Raw genomic sequence first — 18,681 nt, forward strand, 5'->3', positions numbered from 1 at the left:
GGACTCCGCGGGAGCGGGGTCCCCTTCCGTCTGCCCGGACGGTGTCGAGTCGCCGTGCAGTCCGGATCAGTAGGGTCGTGGCATGAGCACGCAGGTCTCCGAACTGTTCGACGCGCACCGCTGGGCGGCCGTCGACGGCTTCGACGCACTCGAGGACATCACCTACCACCACGACCGCTCCGGCCGCATCGCGCGGGTCGCGTTCGACCGGCCCGAGGTCCGCAACGCGTTCCGGCCGCGCACGGTCGACGAGCTGTTCCGCGCCCTCGAGGACGCCCGCACGAACCCGCGCATCGGCGTCGTCATCCTGACCGGCAACGGCCCGAGCCCGCGCGACGGAGGCTGGGCGTTCTGCTCCGGCGGCGACCAGCGGATCCGCGGCCGCGACGGCTACCGGTACTCGGACGGCGAGACCGCCGAGGGCATCGACTCCGCCCGGAACGGCCGCCTGCACATCCTCGAGGTGCAGCGCCTCATCCGCTTCATGCCGAAGGTCGTCATCGCGGCCGTCCCCGGCTGGGCCGCGGGAGGCGGGCACTCGCTGCACGTGGTCTGCGACCTCACCCTCGCCTCCGCCGAGCACGGGCGCTTCAAGCAGACGGACGCCGACGTCGGCTCCTTCGACGCGGGCTACGGCTCCGCGTACTTCGCCCGCCAGATCGGGCAGAAGGCCGCGCGAGAGGTGTTCTTCCTCGCTCGGGAGTACTCCGCGCAGCGCGCCTACGAGATGGGCGCCGTGAACGCGGTCGTACCGCACGCCGAGCTCGAGACGACCGCGGTGGAGTGGGCCGAGACGATCCTCACCAAGTCGCCCACGGCCATCCGGATGCTGAAGTACGCGTTCAACGCCGTGGACGACGGGCTCGTGGGTCAGCAGCTCTTCGCGGGCGAGACCACGCGCCTCGCCTACGGCACCGACGAGGCCGTCGAGGGACGCGACTCCTTCCTCGAGAAGCGCGAGCCCGACTGGTCGCCGTTCCCGTGGCAGTTCTGAGCAGGACGGCGTCGAGGTGACCCGCCCGCTCGCCGGTGTCGACGCGACGGTCGAGACCGTCCTCCTCGCTCTGCGCGCGGCCCTGGACGGCAGCGGCCCGGCGATCCGCGTGTCCGCCCCCGGTGCTGCGACGGCCTCCGATGACGCCGTCGTGCCGCAGCGCGTCGCCGCTGTCGTCGAGACCTCGGGCTCGTCGGGGCCGCCCAAGCGGGTCGCGCTCTCGACAGCGGCCCTGCTCACCAGCGCCTCCGCGACCCTCGCCGAGCTGGGCGGGCCGGGACGCTGGCTGCTCTGCCTGCCGACGCACTACGTCGCGGGCCTGCAGGTCCTCGTCCGGTCGCTGACGGCGGAGGCCGACCCGGTGGTCCTCCCGGCCGGCGGCTTCGATGCGGCCGCCTTCCTCGCTCTCGCCCGGACGATGCCGGCGGGGGAGCGGCGCTACTCCTCGCTGGTCCCGGTCCAGCTCGCGCGGCTGCTGGACCTCGCCGAGCGCGATCCTTCCGCGGCCGAGGCGCTCCGCTCGTTCGACGCCCTCCTGATCGGCGGCCAGGCGACGCCGCAGCCGCTGCGGGACCGCGCCGCGGCCCTCGGCGTGCGCATCCGCCTGACCTACGGTTCGAGCGAGACGTCCGGCGGCTGCGTCTACGACGGCGTCCCGCTCCACGACGTGCGGATGCGCGTCGAGGACGGCCAGGTGCTGCTCGGTGGCCCGACCCTCGCGGAGGGCTACCTCGACGCCGACGGCGCGATCGACCACGAGCGCAGCGCCTCCGCCTTCCTCGAGCTCGACGGGGAGCGCTGGTACCGCACCGGCGACGCGGGCACCGTCGTCGACGGGCGCCTCCGGGTGACCGGTCGGCTGGACCGCGTGATCGTGTCGGGCGGAGAGAAGGTCTCGCTCGACGCCGTCGAGGCCGTGCTCCGCGAGGGGACCGTCCCCGACGCGGTCGTCGTGCGGCGGGCGGACGAGCAGTGGGGCGAGGTCCCGGTCGTCGTCACGGCGGAGGAGGCTCCCGCGCTCGCGGACCTGCGCGCCCTGATCGCCGACCGCCTCGGGCGCGCCGCCGCTCCCGCGGCCGTGCTTCCGGTCGCCCGCATCCCCCTCCTCGCCTCCGGGAAGCCCGACCGCCGCGCCCTCGAGGTGCTCGCCGCGCAGGGCTGACCGGCTCCGAGCGTCGACGGGCCGGTGGGTAGGATTCCCTCCGTGTCGAGTACGAGTCGCAAGAAGAAGTCCTCCAGCGGCCGCCCCGGGGGCAGCCCGCGAGCGGTCGTCGTGAAGCCCGCCGGTCCCCGCGAGTGGATCGCCGGCGCCCGCCTCCGCACCCTCCCGCTGGCCGTCGCCCCCGTGCTCATCGGCACCGGAGCGACCCAGGTCGTCGACGAGGGCTGGCACTGGGTGCGCGCCCTGCTCTGCCTGGCCGTCTCGCTCGCCCTGCAGATCGCCGTCAACTACGCCAACGACTACTCCGACGGCGTGCGCGGCACCGACGCCAATCGCGTCGGACCCTCGCGGCTGACCGGCTCCGGAGCGGCGAAACCCCGTCAGGTGCTCACCGTCGCCCTGGTCTTCTTCGGGATCGCGGCCGTCGCCGGCCTCGTGCTCACCGCCCTCTCGGGGCAGTGGTGGTTCCTGATCGTCGGCGCGGCGGCGATCGCGGCCGGCTGGTTCTACACCGGCGGACGCCGCCCCTACGGCTACCTCGGGCTCGGCGAGCTCTTCGTCTTCGTGTTCTTCGGCCTGGTCGCCACCGTCGGCACCACGTTCGTGCAGATCGGCCGCACCAACCAGGAGTCGTGGCTCGGCGCCGTGGCGGCGGGCCTGTTCGCCTGCGCCGTGCTCATGGTCAACAACATCCGCGACATCCCGACCGACCGCCTCTCGGGCAAGCGGACCCTCGCGGTCCTCGCGGGACCGGCCGTGTCCCGGGCGATCTACACGGGCTTCGTGCTGATCCCGTTCGGCATCGCGGTGATCCTCGCGCTGTTCTACCCGCTGGCATGGCTGACGCTCTTCGTGCTGCTGATGATCCTGCCGGCCATCCTGATCACTCTGACGGCGAAGACGGCGAAGGAGCTCATCCTGGCACTGCAGCTGACGAGCCTCGGCGGGCTCGCCTACGCGGTCGTCCTCGGGGCGGCGCTGGCGTTCTAGAGCGGCGGCGCCGGCGAGACGGGCTCGGGCGACGCGGGCGCGGACAGGACGGACTCGTCCGGGCCGGGCTCGGGGCGGACGGGCTGCTGCGGGGCGGGCCCGGTGCTGACGGGCTCAGCGCGTTCGAGCGGAGTCCTCGCCGACGGGAGCGTCCGGCTCAGCGCTCGTCGCGGGTCGCGTCGACCGCGGCGTCCTCGACGTCGTCGTCGGTCGGGGCGCGCGGGACGTCCTTGCGCCGCTCGTAGATCGCCTCCGCGATGCGCTCACGGGGCTTCCTCAGCAGGATGTACGAGAGGGACAGGCTCGCGATCGCGGCGACGAAGCCCGCGGTGACCGCGGCCGTCAGCTCCGAGTCGACGAAGGTGCGCGCCGGCAGGTACACCAGCACGAAGACGCCGGCGAACATGGCCAGGCGCAGGAGCGAGTAGACGACGACCGCGCGGCTCAGTTTCACCGGGACAGTGTACGTCGGCCCCTGCACGCGCTTCCGTGAGCACCGTGGGAGCCTCCTGTCCAGCGTCCGTGCGGACCCTCCCCGACGAGGGTGCCGGACGTAGACTCGTGTCCATGATCCGCCTCGTCATCGGCCTGCTCGTGGCCCTCGCCGTCTTCACGGTCTACACCGTGATCGACGTCGCGATGAGCAACCGTCACGCCGTGCGTGCGATCCCCAAGTGGTCCTGGCTCCTGGTGGTGCTCATCCTCCCCGTCATCGGTGCGGGACTGTGGTTCTGGATCGGCCGGCCCCGCAAGCAGCGCGCCGCCGGCCGCCGCTACACCGCTCCGGATGACGACCCCGACTTCCTCGGCACGCTCCGCACCGAGCGCGACCCCGAGGAGGAGCGCCTGCAGGCCGAGCGCATCGCCCAGCTCGAGCGCGACCTCGCCGACATGGACGAGCAGGGCGAGGCCGACGGCCCCGGCCGCCGGGATGCCTGAGCACAGGCCGGTCGCCCCCTCCACCCGATTCGCGGTCGACCTCCTCACCCGCTTCGTCGCGCTCGGCGTCCGCGACGTCGTCGTCGCTCCGGGCTCCCGCTCGCAGGCGCTCGCCCTGGTGGCGGCAGAGCTCGAGACCCGCGGCGACGTCCGGCTGCACGTGCGGATCGACGAGCGCTCCGCCGGGTTCCTGGCGCTGGGCCTCGCCCTCGAATCCCGGATGCCGGCGCTCGTGATCACGACCTCCGGCACGGCGACCGCGAACCTGCACCCGGCCGTGCTCGAAGCGGACGCCTCGGACGTGCCGATGATCGTCCTCACGGCCGACCGTCCCGACGAGCTGCGCGGCATCCGCTCCAACCAGACGGCCGAGCAGCGCGAGCTGTACGGGCGTGCCGTGCGCCTGTTCGAGGACGTGGCGGCTCCGGACGACGACTCCCGGCCCGAGGACGCGCGGGCGCTCGCCGATCGGGCCGTCGCCGCCGCGCGACGCGGGCCGGTCCACCTCAATCTCGCCTTCCGCGATCCGCTCTCCTCCGCTCTGCCGGACATCGAGCGGATCGAACCGGTCTCGTCGCCCGCGATCGGATCCGGGACCCCGCGTGCCGTCGTGACCGCCGGGCCGGGTGAGCCGCTCACTGTCGTCATCGCCGGCGACAAGGCGGGCGCGGAGGCCGAGGACGTCGCGCGCGCGGGAGACTGGCCGCTGCTGGCCGAGGTCTCCTCCGGCGCCCGCTTCGGGCCGCAGCTCGTCGTCGCCTGGCGGCGCCTGCTCGGCGAGCCGGACTTCGGTGGACGCATCCGCCGGGCGATCGTGCTCGGCCACCCGACGCTCTCCCGCGAGGTCCCCGAGCTGCTGCGGCGCGAGGGAGTCGAGGTGATCGTCGTCGACCCCGTGCGCGAGCAGTTCTACAACCCCGGCCGGCGCGCCCGACGCGTCGGAGGCGTCGACGTGGTCCGCCCCGAGGGGTCGCCGCGTCCCGAGCGCGGCGAGCGCGCCTGGGCCGGATCCTGGGTGTCCGCGAGCCGCGCCCTGACGGTCGATCCCGACGAGCTGGACGAGGTCCCCGACGCGGGGTCGATGTCGGTCGAGGACCGCCGCGGCTACGCGCGCAACGCCCTCGCCGCGATCAGGGCACCGCTCACCCGGGAGTTCGTCGTCGCCGCGGTCTGGAAGGTGACCTGGCCGCACGACCGGCTCCTGTTCGGAGCCTCGCGACTGATCCGCGTCGCCGACGGGACTCTGCCGGGCAAGCGCATCTCCGTTCTGGCGAACCGCGGCCTCGCCGGCATCGACGGCACGATCTCGACCGCGCTCGGCATTGCGGTGGCCTCGCAGGCCACCGAGCAGGGAGCGGGCGGCGTCACCCGCGTGGTCCTCGGCGACCTCACTCTGCTCCACGAGGCCGGCGGCCTCCTCCTCCCGCCCGGAGAGCGGCGACCGCGCGTGCAGCTCGTCGTCGTGAACGACGGGGGCGGCACGATCTTCGACGGGCTCGAGGTCGCGTCGAGCTCGCATCCCGACGCGTTCGACCGCGTGCAGTTCACTCCGCAGAACGCCGACCTGGAGGCTCTCGCGCGCGCCTACGGGTGGGGCCACCGCCGTGCGGCGACGCGCGGCGAGCTGGAGCAGGCGCTGACCTCGCCGGGCGACGGGCCGGGCATCGTGGAGATCCGGCTCGAGCGCTGAGTCCGCACGGGTCCGGTCGGACGGTCCTCCACAGGTCGTCCTCGGGCGCGGTTCTCCCCGGGACGCCTCGTTCGAGCTCCGGAGCCCGTCTGCTGCTGCTTCGCTGGAGGCATGGCTGATGCGGAGACCGTGCGAGGAGAAGTCCTCGCCCTCGGCGACCGGGCGGCGGCGCTCGCGAGGAGCGCCTCCCCGGTGCTCCTGTCCGCCGCGGAGGCGCTGCACGCGGGACACCGCACAGCACTGACCTGTCCCGAGGCGTTCGCCCGAGGCTCCTCGGCGCGCGACGAGGATGCGACGGACCTCGTCGACCGGTCGATCCGAGCCGAATTCGCCGTCGCCCTCGGGATCTCCGAGCGCACCGCCGCCAGGGAGCTGCTGCACGCCTCGCTCCTGATGGAGGAGCTGCCGCGGACCCGTGCCGCGCTCGCCCACGCCAGGATGCGCTGGGAGGCCGGCCAGCTCATCTGCTCCGTCGCGGCGACCCTCCCGGCAGCGGCGCGCGCGGCCTACGACGACCGGGCCGTCGACCTCGCCGAGACGCTGACCCCGGGGCAGCTGCGCCACGCCCTCGCGCGGGTGCGGGAGGAGCTGCACGACGAACCCCTCATGGAGCGACACGCTCGCGCCCGGGAGGACCGCCGGGTGTGGCTGACGGCCGGGATCGACGGCATGGCGACGGTCTGCGCGCACGTCCCCGCGCCTCAGGCCGTCGGAGCACTCGCCCGGCTCGACCGCATCGCGAGGGATCTGCGCGACGGCGGCGAAGGGGAGCGCGATCTGCGGACGCTGGCGCAGCTCCGCGCCGACGCGTGGACCGACCTGCTCTGCCACGGGGACGTGGCGGGGACCACTCCGGAGGGAGCCGCGGCGCCCTCGACGGGGCCGCGGGCCGAGGTGAGAGTCACCGTAGCGGCGAGCACCGCCGCGGGCGACGACGAGGCGGCCGCTGAACTCGACGGCTACGGGCCGATCCCCGCCGAGGCGGTGCGAGCGCTGATCGACGACGACGCCGCCTTCACCCCGGTGCTGACCGACGAGGAGACCGGAGCGGTCGTCTCCGTCGGGCGCCGCCACCGCCTCCCGCCGCCGAGAATGAGGCTGCTGGTCCGCCTCCGCGACCAGACCTGCCGCTTCCCGGGCTGCACCCGACCGGCGTCCTCGACGGAGACCGACCACAGCGTCGAATGGCGCAACGGGGGAGAGACGGCACCCGAGAACCTCGCCTCACTGTGCGTCGCCCACCACCACGTGCGCCACGGCGACCGGTGGACGTATCTGCTCCATCCGGACGGCACAGCGGACTGGACCACACCGACGGGCCGACGCGTAACGACCCGACCGCCGGCGCTGCCCGGGCGTCCGCCGGAGGGCGCAGGACGACGGCCGGTCGTGCCCCGGCTCGACGGAGACCCGGCGGGCTAGGCAGCGGCGGGACAGCGGCCGGGTGGTCGACGGCCTCAGCGACTCCCGACGTACGTCAGGCGAGCGCGTCGGTGATCGGCCGGAACTTCATCCGGGTCTCGGCGAGCTCGGAGTCGGGCACACTGTCGGCCACGATGCCGGCGCCCGCCCAGGCCGTGACCGCGCCCTCGGCCGTGACCTCGGCGCTCCGGAGGCCGACGGCCCACTCGCCGTCGCCGTTGCCGTCGATCCAGCCGACGGGTCCTGCGTACCGACCGCGGTCGAAGGGCTCCAGGTGCTCGATGAGCGCGAGGGCGTCGGCGGTCGGAGTGCCGGCCACTGCCGCGGTCGGATGCAGAGCGTCGACGAGATCGAGCGCACTGGAGGAGTCGTCCAGAATCCCTCGCACGTCCGTCGCGAGGTGCCAGAGGTTCGGCAGGCGGAGCGTGAACGGGGCGACGCCGGCCGTCAGCTTCCGCGTGTGGGGCTCGAGCTCCCGGACCAGGCTGGCGAGAGCGAAAGCGTGCTCCGAGCGGTCCTTCGGGCTCGCGAGCAGAGCGGTCTCCACCTGGGCGTCGGCGAGCGGGTCCTCTCCTCGGGCAGCTGTGCCCGCGAGCACCCTCGCCGAGATCTCGCCCCGATCGACCGCGACCAGCGTCTCCGGGCTGGCGCCGAGGAATCCGTCCACGGCGAAGCCCCAGCAGTCCGGGTAGCGCTCGGTGAGCGCACCCAGCATCCGACGCAGGTCCGCGCCCGGAGGAAGCCGCCCCTGCAGATCGCGCGCGATCACGACCTTGGACAGCTTTCCCGCCCGGATCGCCTCCACGCCTGCGGCCACCGCCTCGCGGTACCCGTCCGGCGACAGAGCACCCGGCGAGAGCGGCACGTGGTACTCCGCTCCCAGCGGCTCCTCGCCCGGCGTCTCCGGTCCCTCCGACTCGCTGATCGTGATCCGCGTCAGCCACGACCGGCCGTCGCGCGTCCCGATCACGGTCCGCGGCACGATCAGCACGCTCGTCGCCTCGGATCGGCTCGAGAAAGCGAAGGTCCCGAACGCGACCAGCCCCGTCCCGGGCAGTCCGACCCGGTCGTCCACCGTCGCCGCGTCGCAGAGCCGACGCCACGCCGCCGCCGCGTCCCGCAGCCGTTCCGGCCCCGAGAACTCGAGCCGCAGGGCCTCGCCGCGTCCGCTGAGGCCGGCGCCGTCGCGCTGCCAGAGGAGGGGCCGTCGCGGGTCGGAGTGGGAGAGGAGCGACTGCGGAGAGTCCAGAGGAGTCGTCTCCGCACGCAGCAGTGGGGTTACAGCGCCGATGAGCGTCACCTCAGCAGGGTACGCCCGCGCCAGAAGGTGGGACGTCCCACGCCGCGGGGCTCGGGGCGCTGGGCTCCGTTGCTACCGTGATCCGGTCCGGCGCCGCCGCGCGAGGCGGAGCGGGGCGGCCCCGGCGCTTCCCCAGGGGGAGCGCGCCGACCGGGCGCGGGACGGCGGATGCACAGCCGCCGTCCCGCGTCTCGCCGTAGACTTGCGGATCGTGACGAAGGCAGACCTCACCAAACGGCCCGACGAGGTCGCCTCGATGTTCGACACCGTGGCTCCCGCCTACGACCTGGTGAACGGACTCCTCTCGGTGGGGAACGACCGGCTCTGGCGGATCGCGACGACTCGCGCCGTGAACCCTGCTCCCGGTGAGCGCATCCTCGACATCGCGGCCGGCACCGGCACGTCGAGCGCGTCGCTGGCGCGGTCGGGTGCCCAGGTCGTCGCAGCCGACTTCTCCCCGGGGATGATCGCCGTCGGCCGTCGCCGTCAGGCGGGCAACGACCGGATCGAGTTCGTCCAGGCCGACGCGATGGACCTCCCGTTCGAGGACGAGTCGTTCGACGCCGTGACCATCTCGTTCGGTCTGCGCAACGTGGCCGAGCCCAGGACGGCGCTCGCCGAGTTCCTGCGTGTGCTGAAGCCGGGCGGCCGGGTCGTGATCTGCGAGTTCTCGACTCCGCCGATCGCCCCGCTGGCCGCCGCGTACGACTTCTACCTGTCGACCGTCATGCCCGCCGTCGTGCGGCTGGCGTCGTCGAACAATCCCGCGTACGACTATCTCGGCGATTCCATCCGGGCCTGGCCGGCGCAGAGGGTTGTCGCCGCCTGGCTCCGCGCCGCGGGCTTCGAGCGCGTGGCCTACCGCGATCTGACCGCGGGCATCGTGGCGCTGCACCGCGGCGTCAAGCCGATCGCGGCGACCCGATGACCACCGGGGTCCGCACAGGCCGAGACGTTAGGGTCTCCCTGTGAACGCCACTGCGCCCGTCGCTCGTCGCAGCCCGTCTCTGACGGCGCAGCTCGGCCTCTCCGAGCGCATCTTCTCCTCCTCGTCGGACCGGGCTCTCGCCCGCACGATAGACGCGGGACTGGAGCAGGTCGAGGAGGGTCTCGTCCGGCAGCTGTCCTTCGCGGACGCCGTGGCCGACGTCTCCACCCGGTACCTCCTCGAGGCGGGCGGGAAGCGCGTCCGCCCGATGCTCACCCTCCTGGCCGCGTCGCTCGGCCGCGGCAACACGCCGCAGGTCCTGCTCGGTGCGCAGGCGATCGAGATCACGCATCTCGCGTCGCTCTACCATGACGACGTCATGGACGAGGCGGAGAAGCGCCGCGGCGTCCCGTCGGCCCAGACCGTGTGGGGCAACAACGTGGCCATCTTGACGGGCGATCTGCTCTTCGCCCGCGCGAACCAGCTGATGGTCGAGCTCGGCGACAAGGCGATCCGGCTCCAGGCCGACACGTTCGAGCGGCTCGTCCTCGGGCAGCTGCACGAGACGGTCGGCCCGACCGACGGCGAGGACCCGGTCGAGCACTACCTGTCGGTCCTGGCCGACAAGACCGGGTCGCTGATCGCCGCGGCGGGCCGCACGGGCGTCGCGTTCTCGGAGGCTCCGGAGGAGTACGAGGAGGCCATGCGCGTCTTCGGCGAGAAGATCGGCGTCGCCTTCCAGATCGTCGACGACGTCATCGACCTCTCGCCCCAGCCGGAGGAGACCGGCAAGAACCCCGGCACTGACATCCGCGCCGGTGTGTCGACGCTGCCGATCCTGCGTCTGCGGGAGCGCGCCTCGTCCGACAGGGAGGCGGCGGCTCTCCTCGCCCGCATCGAGAGCTACGTGAGCCGTTCGAACGACGCCATCGCGCACACGGAGGAGCAGAGCGCCGACATCTCGGACGCCATCGCTCAGCTGCGCGATCACGACGTCACTGCGCAGACCCTCTCCGAGGCCCACCGCTGGGCCGACGAGGCCGTCGCCGCCCTCGCTCCGCTGCCCGACGGCTCCGTCCGCAAGGCGCTGACGCGCTTCGCCGACACCGTCGTCGAGCGCAACGGCTGACCCCGATCGTCGCGGCGCGCCCTGCGCCGCAGGAATGAGACCGGTTGTGCGCTGCGGCGCCCCGGCAGGAGGAACGCAATGACCAAGCTCAGGCTGGCCATCGTCGGCGCGGGTCCCGCGGGCATCTACGCCGCCGACCTCATGATCAAGGCCGAGAAGAAGTACGACGTCTCGATCGATCTGTTCGAGCACCTGCCCGCTCCCTACGGCCTGGTCCGCTACGGAGTCGCGCCCGATCACCCGCGCATCAAGGGGATCATCACCGCGCTGCGGGAGGTGCTCGACCGGGGCGACATCCGCATCTTCGGCAACGTGCACTTCGGGACCGACATCACGCTCGAGGATCTCAAGCGGCACTACCACGCCGTGATCTTCGCGACCGGCGCCGTCCGCGACGCTCCGCTCGTCGTCCCCGGCGTCGAGCTCGAGGGCTCCTACGGCGCGGCCGACTTCGTCAGCTGGTTCGACGGCCACCCCGACGTGCCGCGAACCTGGCCGTTGGAGGCCTCCTCCGTCGCCGTCATCGGCAACGGCAACGTGGCGCTCGACGTCTCGCGGATGCTGGCGAAGCACGCCGAGGACCTCCTGCCCACCGAGGTCCCGCCGAACGTCTACGAGGGGCTCAAGGCGTCTCCCGTCACCGACGTGCACGTCTTCGGGCGCCGTGGTCCCGCTCAGGTGAAGTTCACTCCGCTGGAGCTGCGCGAGCTGGGCGAGCTGCGCGACGTGGACATGATCGTCGCCGACGAGGACTTCGACCTCGATCCCGCTTCGGAGGCCGCCATCGCGACCAACAAGCAGGTCATGGTCATCAACCGGGTGCTCAACCAGTGGCGCACCCGCGAGGTCGGGGGCGCCTCGCGCCGCCTGCACCTGCACTTCTGGGCGAAGCCTCTCGAATTCGTGGACGACGGATCCGGTCGGGTCGGCGCGATCCGGTACGAGCGCACCGAGCCGGACGGCGAGGGTGGAGTGCGCGGCACGGGTGAGATCCGCGAGGTCCCCGTGCAGGCCGTGTACCGCGCGGTCGGCTACTTCGGCTCACCGCTCGACGGCCTCCCGTTCGACGAGATGCGAGGCGTGATCCCGAACCGTGAGGGCCAGGTCCTGGACGACGAGGACCAGCAGGTCCACGGCGTCTACGCGACCGGCTGGATCAAGCGCGGACCGGTGGGCCTCATCGGGCACACCAAGTCCGATGCCATGGAGACGGTCGCGCACGTGCTCAACGATCAGGCGTCGTGGTGGACGCCCGAGCACCCCGAGGAGGCTGCCGTGGTCGCGCTGCTCGAGGAGCGGGAGATCGCCTACACGGATCTCGACGGCTGGCACCGGCTGGACGAGCACGAGATGGCGCTGGGCGAGCCCGAGGGCCGTGCGCGTGTGAAGGTCGTTCCCCGTGAGGACATGATCGCGATCTCGCGGGCGGAGCCGGCCGCGCTCTGACGCGAGCTCTCCGAACGGCCCTCCGATGCACTTCGGAGGGCCGTTCGTCGTTCCGGCGCGGACGCCGCGCGCCTCCTCTAGGCTTCGGGCACCGCTCTGGACGGAGACAGCATGACCACGCCCGCGCCCCACGACGTCATCCGGGTGCGCGGTGCGCGCCAGAACAATCTCCGGGGGGTCGACGTCGACATCCCGAAGCGGAGGATCACCGTGTTCACCGGGGTCTCTGGCTCCGGTAAGTCGTCTCTCGTCTTCGGCACCATCGCGGCCGAGTCCCAGCGCCTCATCAACGAGACCTACTCCGCCTTCGTGCAGCAGTTCATGGGGTCGCCCGCCCGCCCGGACGTGGAGTCGCTCGACGGGCTGTCGGCCACGATCGTCGTCGACCAGGAGCGGATGGGGTCGAACGGCCGGTCCACGGTCGGCACGGCGACCGACGCGTACACGATGCTCCGGATCCTCTTCAGCCGGATCGGCGACCCGCACGCGGGCACGAGCGGTACGTTCTCCTTCAACCTGCCGGAGGGGATGTGCCCCCGGTGCGAGGGGACGGGCCGCGTGTCGAGCATCGACCTCGACGCGCTGATCGACCGCTCGAAGTCGCTCGAGGGCGGTGCTCTCGACGCGATCCCGAACTTCGTCGTCGGCGGCTGGTACTGGAAGGGCCTCGCCGAGTCGGGCCTGTATCCGGCCGATGTCCCGATCGCGGACTTCACGCCCGAGCAGATGGACGCGTTCCTCCACCGTCCCGCCACCAAGATGGCCATCGCCGGGATGACGATGACCTACGAGGGCCTCCTCGTGAAGGTCACCCGCCTCTACCTGGCGAAGGAGGCGGCGCAGCCGCACATCCGCGCCTTCGCCGAGCGGGTGGCCACGTTCGCCGCCTGTCCCGAGTGCGGAGGCGGGCGGCTCACCCGGGCGGCATTGGAGTCGCGCATCGAGGGGCGGAACATCGCCGAGTGCGCCGCGCTGCAGGCGACCGACCTCGCCGCGTGGCTCCGTGGACTGCAGGCGCCGTCCGTCGCTCCGATCGTCGAGACCCTCCTCGGGACGCTCGACGCCCTCGTCCAGGTCGGCCTCGGCTATCTGTCGCTCGATCGGGAGTCGGGCACCCTCTCGGGCGGTGAGGCGCAGCGGGTCAAGATGGTGCGGCATCTGGGGTCGAGCCTCACGGATGTCACGTACGTCTTCGACGAGCCGACGGCGGGGCTGCATCCGCACGACGTCTCGCGGATGATCGAGCTTCTGCGCCGCCTGCGGGACAAGGGCAACACCGTCCTGGTCGTCGAGCACAAGCCGGAGATCATCGAGATCGCCGATCACGTGGTCGATCTCGGTCCGAGGGCCGGCGCGCACGGCGGCGAGCTGCGGTTCGAGGGGACGGTGGCGCAGCTGCGCACGTCCGACACTCTGACGGGCCGCCATCTCGGTCACCGTGTCCCGCTGAAGGAGGCCGTGCGCCGTCCGACCGGGGCGGTCGAGATCCGCGGAGCCTCCACGCACAATCTCCGCGGCGTCGACGTGGACGTCCCGCTCGGCGTGCTGACCGTCGTCACCGGAGTCGCCGGCTCGGGCAAGTCGTCGCTCCTGCACGGCTCGCTCGCGGGTCGGCCCGGCGTGGTGGTGGCCGACCAGTCGCCGATCCGCGGCTCGCGGCGCAGCAATCCGGCGACCTACACCGGGGTCCTCGATGCGATCCGTGCGGCCTTCGCGAAGGCGAACGGCGTGCGACCGGCGCTCTTCAGCGCCAACTCGGCGGGCGCCTGCCCCGTCTGCAAGGGTGCCGGGATGATCTTCACCGAGCTGGGCCCCGCCGCGACCGTCTCGTCGGTCTGCGAGGAGTGCGACGGCAAGCGGTTCACCGCGGAGGTGCTCGAGTACCGCCTCCGCGGGAGGAACATCCACGAGGTGCTCTCGATGCCGATCGTCGATGCCGCGGAGTTCTTCGCGACCGGACCGGCGCACACGGTGCTCGCCCGACTCGTCGACGTCGGTCTCGGCTACCTCACCCTCGGACAGCCGTTGAACACGCTGTCCGGGGGCGAGCGCCAGCGCCTCAAGCTCGCGATCAACATGGCCTCGGCCGGATCCGTCTACCTGCTCGACGAGCCGACGACGGGTCTGCACCTCGCGGACGTCGACACGCTGCTCGGCCTGCTCGACCGGCTGGTCGACTCCGGGAACTCCGTCGTGGTGATCGAGCACCACCGCGCCCTGATGGCCCACGCCGACTGGATCATCGACGTGGGGCCCGGTGCCGGGCACGACGGAGGGACGATCGTCTTCGAGGGGACTCCGGTCGGGCTCGCGGCGGCGGACACGCTGACCGGACGTGCCCTCGCCGAGTACGCGCGCTGACGCACCCGGAGCGGCGACGCCCGAGGGTCAGCGCGAGAACGGGCCGGACAGGGCCGCCCACTGCAGGAGCACGATCGTCTTCGCGTCGACGATCTGCACGCCGATCTGGGTCAGCGCCTCGTCGAACGAGAGCTCGAGGACCTCGATGTCCTCGCCCTCGTCGGCGAGTCCGGCGAATGCTCCGCTGCGCGTGCCCGCGCGGTAGCGCCCGGCGTAGAAGTGCAGCTTCTCGGTGACCGAGCCGGGACTCATGAACGCGTCGAACACGTGCTCGAGCCGGCCGACCTCGAGTCCCGTCTCCTCGGACGCCTCGCGGCGGGCGCCCTCCTCGGGCCCGTCCTCGTCCAGGAGGCCGGCGGGGACTTCGAGGAGCATCCCGTCGATGTCGCCGTTCACGTACGCGGGGTAGCGGAACTGCCGGATCAGGACGACGGTGCGCGCCTCGGCGTCGTAGAGCAGGACCGCCGCACCGTTCCCCCGGTCGTACGTCTCGCGCTGCTCGGTGGTCCAGCTGCCGTCGCGGTGCCGGTAGTCGAAGCGAGTGGTGCGGAGGACGTACCAGTCGCTCGAGAGGAGGGTGACCTCCTTCACGACCACGTCGGGGTTCCCGACGAGGTCGAGGCCCTCCCGGTCGAGTCCGGAGCGGCCCCGCCGGTCGGGCTCGTCGATGCCGGCGGTCACGCGCGTGCTCCCGAGTGCGCCATCCCTCAGCGGAAGTTGACGAACTGGAGGTCGAGCTCGAGGTCGGCCCCGCGCAGGAGCGCCATGGTCGCCTGGAGGTCGTCGCGGCTCTTCGAGGACACGCGGAGCTCGTCGCCCTGGATCTGCGACTTGACCGATTTCGGGGCCTCGTCGCGGATGAGCTTGTTGATCTTCTTCGCGTGCTCCTGGTCGATGCCCTCCTTGAGGGTGGCCTCGATCCGGTACTCCTTGCCGGAGGCGAAGGGCTCGCCCGCGTCGAGGCTCTTGAGGCTGATGCCGCGCTTGATCAGCTTCGACTGGAAGACGTCGAGGATGGCGTTCGCCCGCTCCTCGGTGTTGGCTTTGATCAGGATCTTCTCGCCGCTCCAGGCGATCGAGGCGCCGACGTTCTTGAAGTCGTAGCGCTGCTCGACCTCCTTGTGGGCCTGGTTCAGGGCGTTGTCCGCCTCCATCTTGTCGATCTTGCTGACGACGTCGAACGTTGAATCTGCCATGGCTCCGAGTTTAGCTTTCAGGCGTGGCGGAGCCCGGCCCCAGGCGCGGCTGGTACCTCTGAGGAGTGCGCCGCCTCCCCGTTCTCGTCCTCGTCCCGCTCGCAGGCCTCCTCCTCGCCGGCTGCGGTCAGCGGCCGCCCGCGCTGACGGTCGAGGAGGGCCTGTCCACCGTTCCTCCCGCGGCGACCGCTCCCGTCGCGGCCGACCCCGTCGTGCTGGAGGATCCCGAGCAGGCCGCGGCGACGCCCGTGCGGCTGCTCGCCGACGAGGCGTGGCTGGGCACGGCGTCCGAGGGGAGCGGCATCCCGCTGCGCGCGCTCACCGCCTACGCGGGCACGGCCCTCCTCACGGCGTCGGTCGACCCCGACTGCCGCCTCGACTGGGCGACCCTGGCCGGCATCGGCTACGTCGAGAGCAGGCACGGCACGATCGACGGCGGCGAGCTGGGCGAGGACGGGCGGCCGACGGAGCCGATCTACGGCCCCCGCCTGGACGGCACGCGCTTCGACCGGGTCCCCGACAACGACGGCGGGGCTCTGGACGGCGACGCCGAGGTCGACCGGGCGATGGGTCCGCTGCAGATCATCCCGGCGACCTGGATGGCGTGGGCGTCGAGCGGATGGGATCCGCAGAACGTGGACCAGCAGGCGGTGACCGCCGCCCGGTACCTCTGCGACGCCGGCGGCGACCTCTCGACGGAGTCGGGCTGGCGGGCGGCGATCGCGGCCTACAACCCGGCCGGGAGCTATGCGGGGAAGGTCGCGGAGGCGGCGTCCCGCTACGCGGCGGAGGCGGACTGAGCCCTCGCGGCACCGATTTCCGATCCGCCGGTCGCGTGGGTATCCTTGCTGAGCGCCTCCGGTTGTGAACACGCGGTCGGGTGCGCCACGGCGAGTTACCCTAGCGGCCAAAGGGATCTGACTGTAAATCAGACGGCGTAGCCTTCGGGGGTTCGAATCCCTCACTCGCCACCGAGCAGGAGCACCCAGCAGACGCCCCGGCATCATCAGATGCGCGGGGCGTTCCGCATGTCGGGGCAGCACCGGTCCGGGGCAGCACCGGTCCGGGGCAGCACGGGTCCGGCGGATCCTCGGGGGGCGGTCCTTCCTGCCGCCGCACCCCGCGCGCCGTCACCTCGGCCTGCGCCGTCGCCTCAGCCCCGCGCCTCCTGCTCCAGGAACCCCGCGAGGGAGAGCGGCGGCCGTCCGGTCAGCCGCTCGACGTCGCGCGAGACGTGCTCCAGCTGCCCGGCGGCGATCGCGGAGTAGGTGCTGACCCAGGCGTCCAGCTGCCAGTCCGGCGCGTTCCAGCGGCGGCGCGAGGCGTACGCCTCCTCGAGGGTCTCGTCGACGAACGAGGCGGGACGTCCTGCCGCCGTCAGGGTCGCCGCGACCTCGTCGAGGGTGAGCGCTTCGGGTCCGGTCAGCTCGTAGGCGGCTCCGCGGTGCTCTGCGGGGGACCGGAGGACGGCGGCGGCCGAGCGGGCCACGTCCTCGCGCGCGACGACGGCGGCACGGCCCGATCCCGCGGGTCCGCGGATCGCGCCGTCCTCGCCGAGCATCGCGGGCAGGAAGTCGAGGTAGAGGTTGTCGCGGAGGAACGTCCAGCCCATGCCGGAGCGGCGGATCGCGTCCTCGGTGGCCGCGTGGTCGCGGGCGAGGGTGAAGACCGCGTCGAGTGCGGCTCCGGCGAAGGAGGTGTAGACGACGTGCTCGACGCCCGCGGCGGCGGCCGCGTCGACGAACGCGAGGTGCTCGGCGCGGCGCTCCTCGTTCTCGGAGGCGGAGACCATCAGGAGGAGGCGCACCCCCTCGAGCGAGTCGCCCGCGTCGGCGAAGGAGGAGCGCACCACCTCCGCCCCGGGGAGCTCGGGCGCGCGGGACGGGTCTCGGACCAGCAGGCGGAGGGCGTGACCGGCGTCGGCGAGCTCGCGCGCGACGCGGCCGCCCACGGCTCCGGTGGCTCCGGTGAGGGCGATCGGGGTGCTCATCCCCCCATGATGGGCCCGATCCCTAGGCTGGGGCCATGAGCGACAACGCCCCCCTCCTCGCCATCGCCCGCTCGATCGCCGTCGAGGCGGCGCACCTCGCCCGCCAGCGGCGGCAGGACGGTGTCGAGATCGCCGCGTCGAAGTCGTCCCCGGAGGACGTGGTGACAGCAGCGGACCGGGAGGTCGAGCAGCTGATCCGCCGGCGCCTGGCCGAGGCGCGACCGGACGACGGCTTCCTCGGCGAGGAGTCGGGGTCGGGGGGCGGCACGAGCGGCCTGACCTGGGTCGTCGATCCGATCGACGGGACCGTCAACTACCTCTACGGCATCCCGTCCTACGCGGTCAGCATCGCGGTGGTGGAGGGGGAGCCGGATCCCGCGACCTGGACCGCGCTCGCCGGCGCGGTCGTGAACGGAGCGACGGGCGAGGTCACCACGGCCAGCCGAGGCGGGGGAGCCGAGCGGGACGGCGTCGCCCTGCAGGTCTCGGCTCCCTCCTCCCTCTCGCTCGCGCTGGTCGGCACCGGCTTCGGCTACGACGCCGGCCGCCGGATGCGCCAGGGCGCCGTGGTGCAGGAGCTTCTGGGCTCGGTCCGCGACATCCGCCGCATCGGCTCGGCGGCGCTCGACCTGTGCTCGGTGGCCACCGGGCAGCTGAACGCGTACTACGAGCGCGGCCTGAACCCGTGGGACCTCGCCGCCGGCGCCCTCATCGCCGAGGAGGCGGGCGCGCGGGTCGCAGGACTCGACGGCGCCCCCTTCGGCTCCGGGCTGCTGATCGCGGCGCCGGAGCCCCTCTTCGCCGAGCTGGAGGATCTGCTGCGCCGTTTGCGCGCGGACGAGGTGTAACCGCTCTCCCGCGTCGGGCCGACACGGATTCCGTGCGTCGGCAGGTGGATCAGCGCAGGATCCCGTCGGGGCTCGCCGCGTGCCGTGCCCCGATCACGCCTGTGCGCGGCGGGCTCTGGCCGGATCCCGCCGGCCGTGGTTATCCTTTATGAATTCGTGATGTTCGCACATGCTGCGCTCACGGAACCGAGCGGTGCCTCTCCCTGGAGGCCCGCTCGTCCCCTGCCCCCGACGGAAGACATCGATTTCGTGAGCCCCGATTCGCCCGCCCCCGCTGCCCCTGCAT

Annotated in this window: 17 protein-coding genes and 1 tRNA gene; 13 read left to right on the forward strand and 5 right to left on the reverse strand. The window is 72.6% G+C overall.

The features are described 5' to 3' along the window. Positions 1-82: 82 nt before the first annotated feature. Genes C5D44_RS04780 through C5D44_RS04790 form a run of 3 tightly spaced genes read left to right on the forward strand, consistent with a single transcriptional unit; the run spans position 83 to position 3,146 of the window. Positions 83-994: a 1,4-dihydroxy-2-naphthoyl-CoA synthase gene (locus tag C5D44_RS04780; RefSeq protein ID WP_068255374.1), complete on the forward strand. Its 912-nt coding sequence runs from the start codon at positions 83-85 to the stop codon at positions 992-994. 16 nt (positions 995-1,010) lie between these two features. Beyond that, a complete protein-coding gene (locus tag C5D44_RS04785; protein WP_104280998.1) occupies positions 1,011-2,156 on the forward strand; it encodes an AMP-binding protein in 1,146 nt (381 codons plus the stop codon). A gap of 42 nt (positions 2,157-2,198) precedes the next feature. Beyond that, on the forward strand, positions 2,199-3,146 hold the full coding sequence (locus C5D44_RS04790; RefSeq protein WP_374954067.1) for a 1,4-dihydroxy-2-naphthoate polyprenyltransferase: 948 nt from the start codon (positions 2,199-2,201) through the stop codon (positions 3,144-3,146). A gap of 157 nt (positions 3,147-3,303) precedes the next feature. Here C5D44_RS04790 and C5D44_RS04795 read toward each other — a convergent pair whose 3' ends face one another. Beyond that, on the reverse strand, positions 3,304-3,600 hold the full coding sequence (locus C5D44_RS04795; protein ID WP_104304572.1) for a DUF4229 domain-containing protein: 297 nt from the start codon (positions 3,598-3,600) through the stop codon (positions 3,304-3,306). Between the two features lie 113 nt (positions 3,601-3,713). Between C5D44_RS04795 and C5D44_RS04800 the strand changes: the two genes are divergently transcribed. The 3 genes from C5D44_RS04800 to C5D44_RS04810 all read left to right on the forward strand — a co-directional run bounded on the left by C5D44_RS04800 (position 3,714) and on the right by C5D44_RS04810 (position 7,197). Further along, positions 3,714-4,085 carry a PLD nuclease N-terminal domain-containing protein gene (locus C5D44_RS04800; RefSeq protein WP_104225908.1) on the forward strand — a complete coding sequence of 124 codons (372 nt, stop codon included), beginning with the start codon at positions 3,714-3,716 and terminating at the stop codon, positions 4,083-4,085. Then, the gene (gene menD / locus C5D44_RS04805; RefSeq protein WP_104281001.1) at positions 4,078-5,775 is read left to right on the forward strand and encodes a 2-succinyl-5-enolpyruvyl-6-hydroxy-3-cyclohexene-1-carboxylic-acid synthase; all 1,698 of its coding nucleotides are present in this window, start codon (positions 4,078-4,080) and stop codon (positions 5,773-5,775) included. Before C5D44_RS04800 ends, menD begins: the two co-directional genes overlap by 8 nt. 111 nt (positions 5,776-5,886) lie before the next feature. Continuing rightward, complete coding sequence (locus C5D44_RS04810; protein WP_104281002.1) at positions 5,887-7,197, forward strand: HNH endonuclease signature motif containing protein; 1,311 nt, start codon at positions 5,887-5,889, stop codon at positions 7,195-7,197. Between the two features lie 55 nt (positions 7,198-7,252). On the opposite strand, the gene C5D44_RS04815 is transcribed toward C5D44_RS04810, so the two are convergent. Next, on the reverse strand, positions 7,253-8,497 hold the full coding sequence (locus C5D44_RS04815) for an isochorismate synthase (RefSeq protein ID WP_308471641.1): 1,245 nt from the start codon (positions 8,495-8,497) through the stop codon (positions 7,253-7,255). A 211-nt stretch (positions 8,498-8,708) separates the two neighbouring features. On the opposite strand from C5D44_RS04815, the gene ubiE reads away from it, so the two are divergent. The 4 genes from ubiE to C5D44_RS04835 all read left to right on the forward strand — a co-directional run bounded on the left by ubiE (position 8,709) and on the right by C5D44_RS04835 (position 14,361). Further along, positions 8,709-9,425 (forward strand): bifunctional demethylmenaquinone methyltransferase/2-methoxy-6-polyprenyl-1,4-benzoquinol methylase UbiE, encoded by a 717-nt coding sequence (gene ubiE / locus C5D44_RS04820; RefSeq protein WP_258067883.1) that lies wholly within the window; start codon positions 8,709-8,711, stop codon positions 9,423-9,425. 40 nt (positions 9,426-9,465) lie between these two features. Further along, the gene (locus tag C5D44_RS04825; RefSeq protein WP_104276655.1) at positions 9,466-10,554 is read left to right on the forward strand and encodes a polyprenyl synthetase family protein; all 1,089 of its coding nucleotides are present in this window, start codon (positions 9,466-9,468) and stop codon (positions 10,552-10,554) included. 78 nt (positions 10,555-10,632) lie between these two features. Continuing rightward, entirely contained in the window at positions 10,633-12,000 is a 1,368-nt protein-coding gene (locus C5D44_RS04830; RefSeq protein ID WP_104276656.1) for an FAD-dependent oxidoreductase, read from the forward strand. A gap of 111 nt (positions 12,001-12,111) precedes the next feature. Beyond that, on the forward strand, positions 12,112-14,361 hold the full coding sequence (locus tag C5D44_RS04835; RefSeq protein WP_104281003.1) for an excinuclease ABC subunit UvrA: 2,250 nt from the start codon (positions 12,112-12,114) through the stop codon (positions 14,359-14,361). 27 nt (positions 14,362-14,388) lie between these two features. On the opposite strand, the gene C5D44_RS04840 is transcribed toward C5D44_RS04835, so the two are convergent. Continuing rightward, positions 14,389-15,042 carry an NUDIX domain-containing protein gene (locus tag C5D44_RS04840; protein ID WP_104281004.1) on the reverse strand — a complete coding sequence of 218 codons (654 nt, stop codon included), beginning with the start codon at positions 15,040-15,042 and terminating at the stop codon, positions 14,389-14,391. Between the two features lie 26 nt (positions 15,043-15,068). Beyond that, positions 15,069-15,557: a YajQ family cyclic di-GMP-binding protein gene (locus C5D44_RS04845; RefSeq protein ID WP_104223606.1), complete on the reverse strand. Its 489-nt coding sequence runs from the start codon at positions 15,555-15,557 to the stop codon at positions 15,069-15,071. Positions 15,558-15,622: 65 nt separating this feature from the next. On the opposite strand from C5D44_RS04845, the gene C5D44_RS04850 reads away from it, so the two are divergent. Beyond that, positions 15,623-16,357 carry a hypothetical protein gene (locus tag C5D44_RS04850; RefSeq protein WP_104247936.1) on the forward strand — a complete coding sequence of 245 codons (735 nt, stop codon included), beginning with the start codon at positions 15,623-15,625 and terminating at the stop codon, positions 16,355-16,357. A gap of 89 nt (positions 16,358-16,446) precedes the next feature. Continuing rightward, positions 16,447-16,528: transfer RNA gene (locus C5D44_RS04855), tRNA-Tyr, on the forward strand. A gap of 182 nt (positions 16,529-16,710) precedes the next feature. On the opposite strand, the gene C5D44_RS04860 is transcribed toward C5D44_RS04855, so the two are convergent. Next, the gene (locus C5D44_RS04860; protein WP_104281005.1) at positions 16,711-17,547 is read right to left on the reverse strand and encodes an SDR family oxidoreductase; all 837 of its coding nucleotides are present in this window, start codon (positions 17,545-17,547) and stop codon (positions 16,711-16,713) included. 35 nt (positions 17,548-17,582) lie between these two features. On the opposite strand from C5D44_RS04860, the gene C5D44_RS04865 reads away from it, so the two are divergent. Further along, positions 17,583-18,395 carry an inositol monophosphatase family protein gene (locus C5D44_RS04865; protein WP_104276660.1) on the forward strand — a complete coding sequence of 271 codons (813 nt, stop codon included), beginning with the start codon at positions 17,583-17,585 and terminating at the stop codon, positions 18,393-18,395. Positions 18,396-18,681: the final 286 nt, after the last annotated feature.

The sequence above is a fragment of the Rathayibacter sp. AY1B5 genome (genome assembly GCF_002932795.1).
GTDB lineage: Bacteria > Actinomycetota > Actinomycetes > Actinomycetales > Microbacteriaceae > Rathayibacter.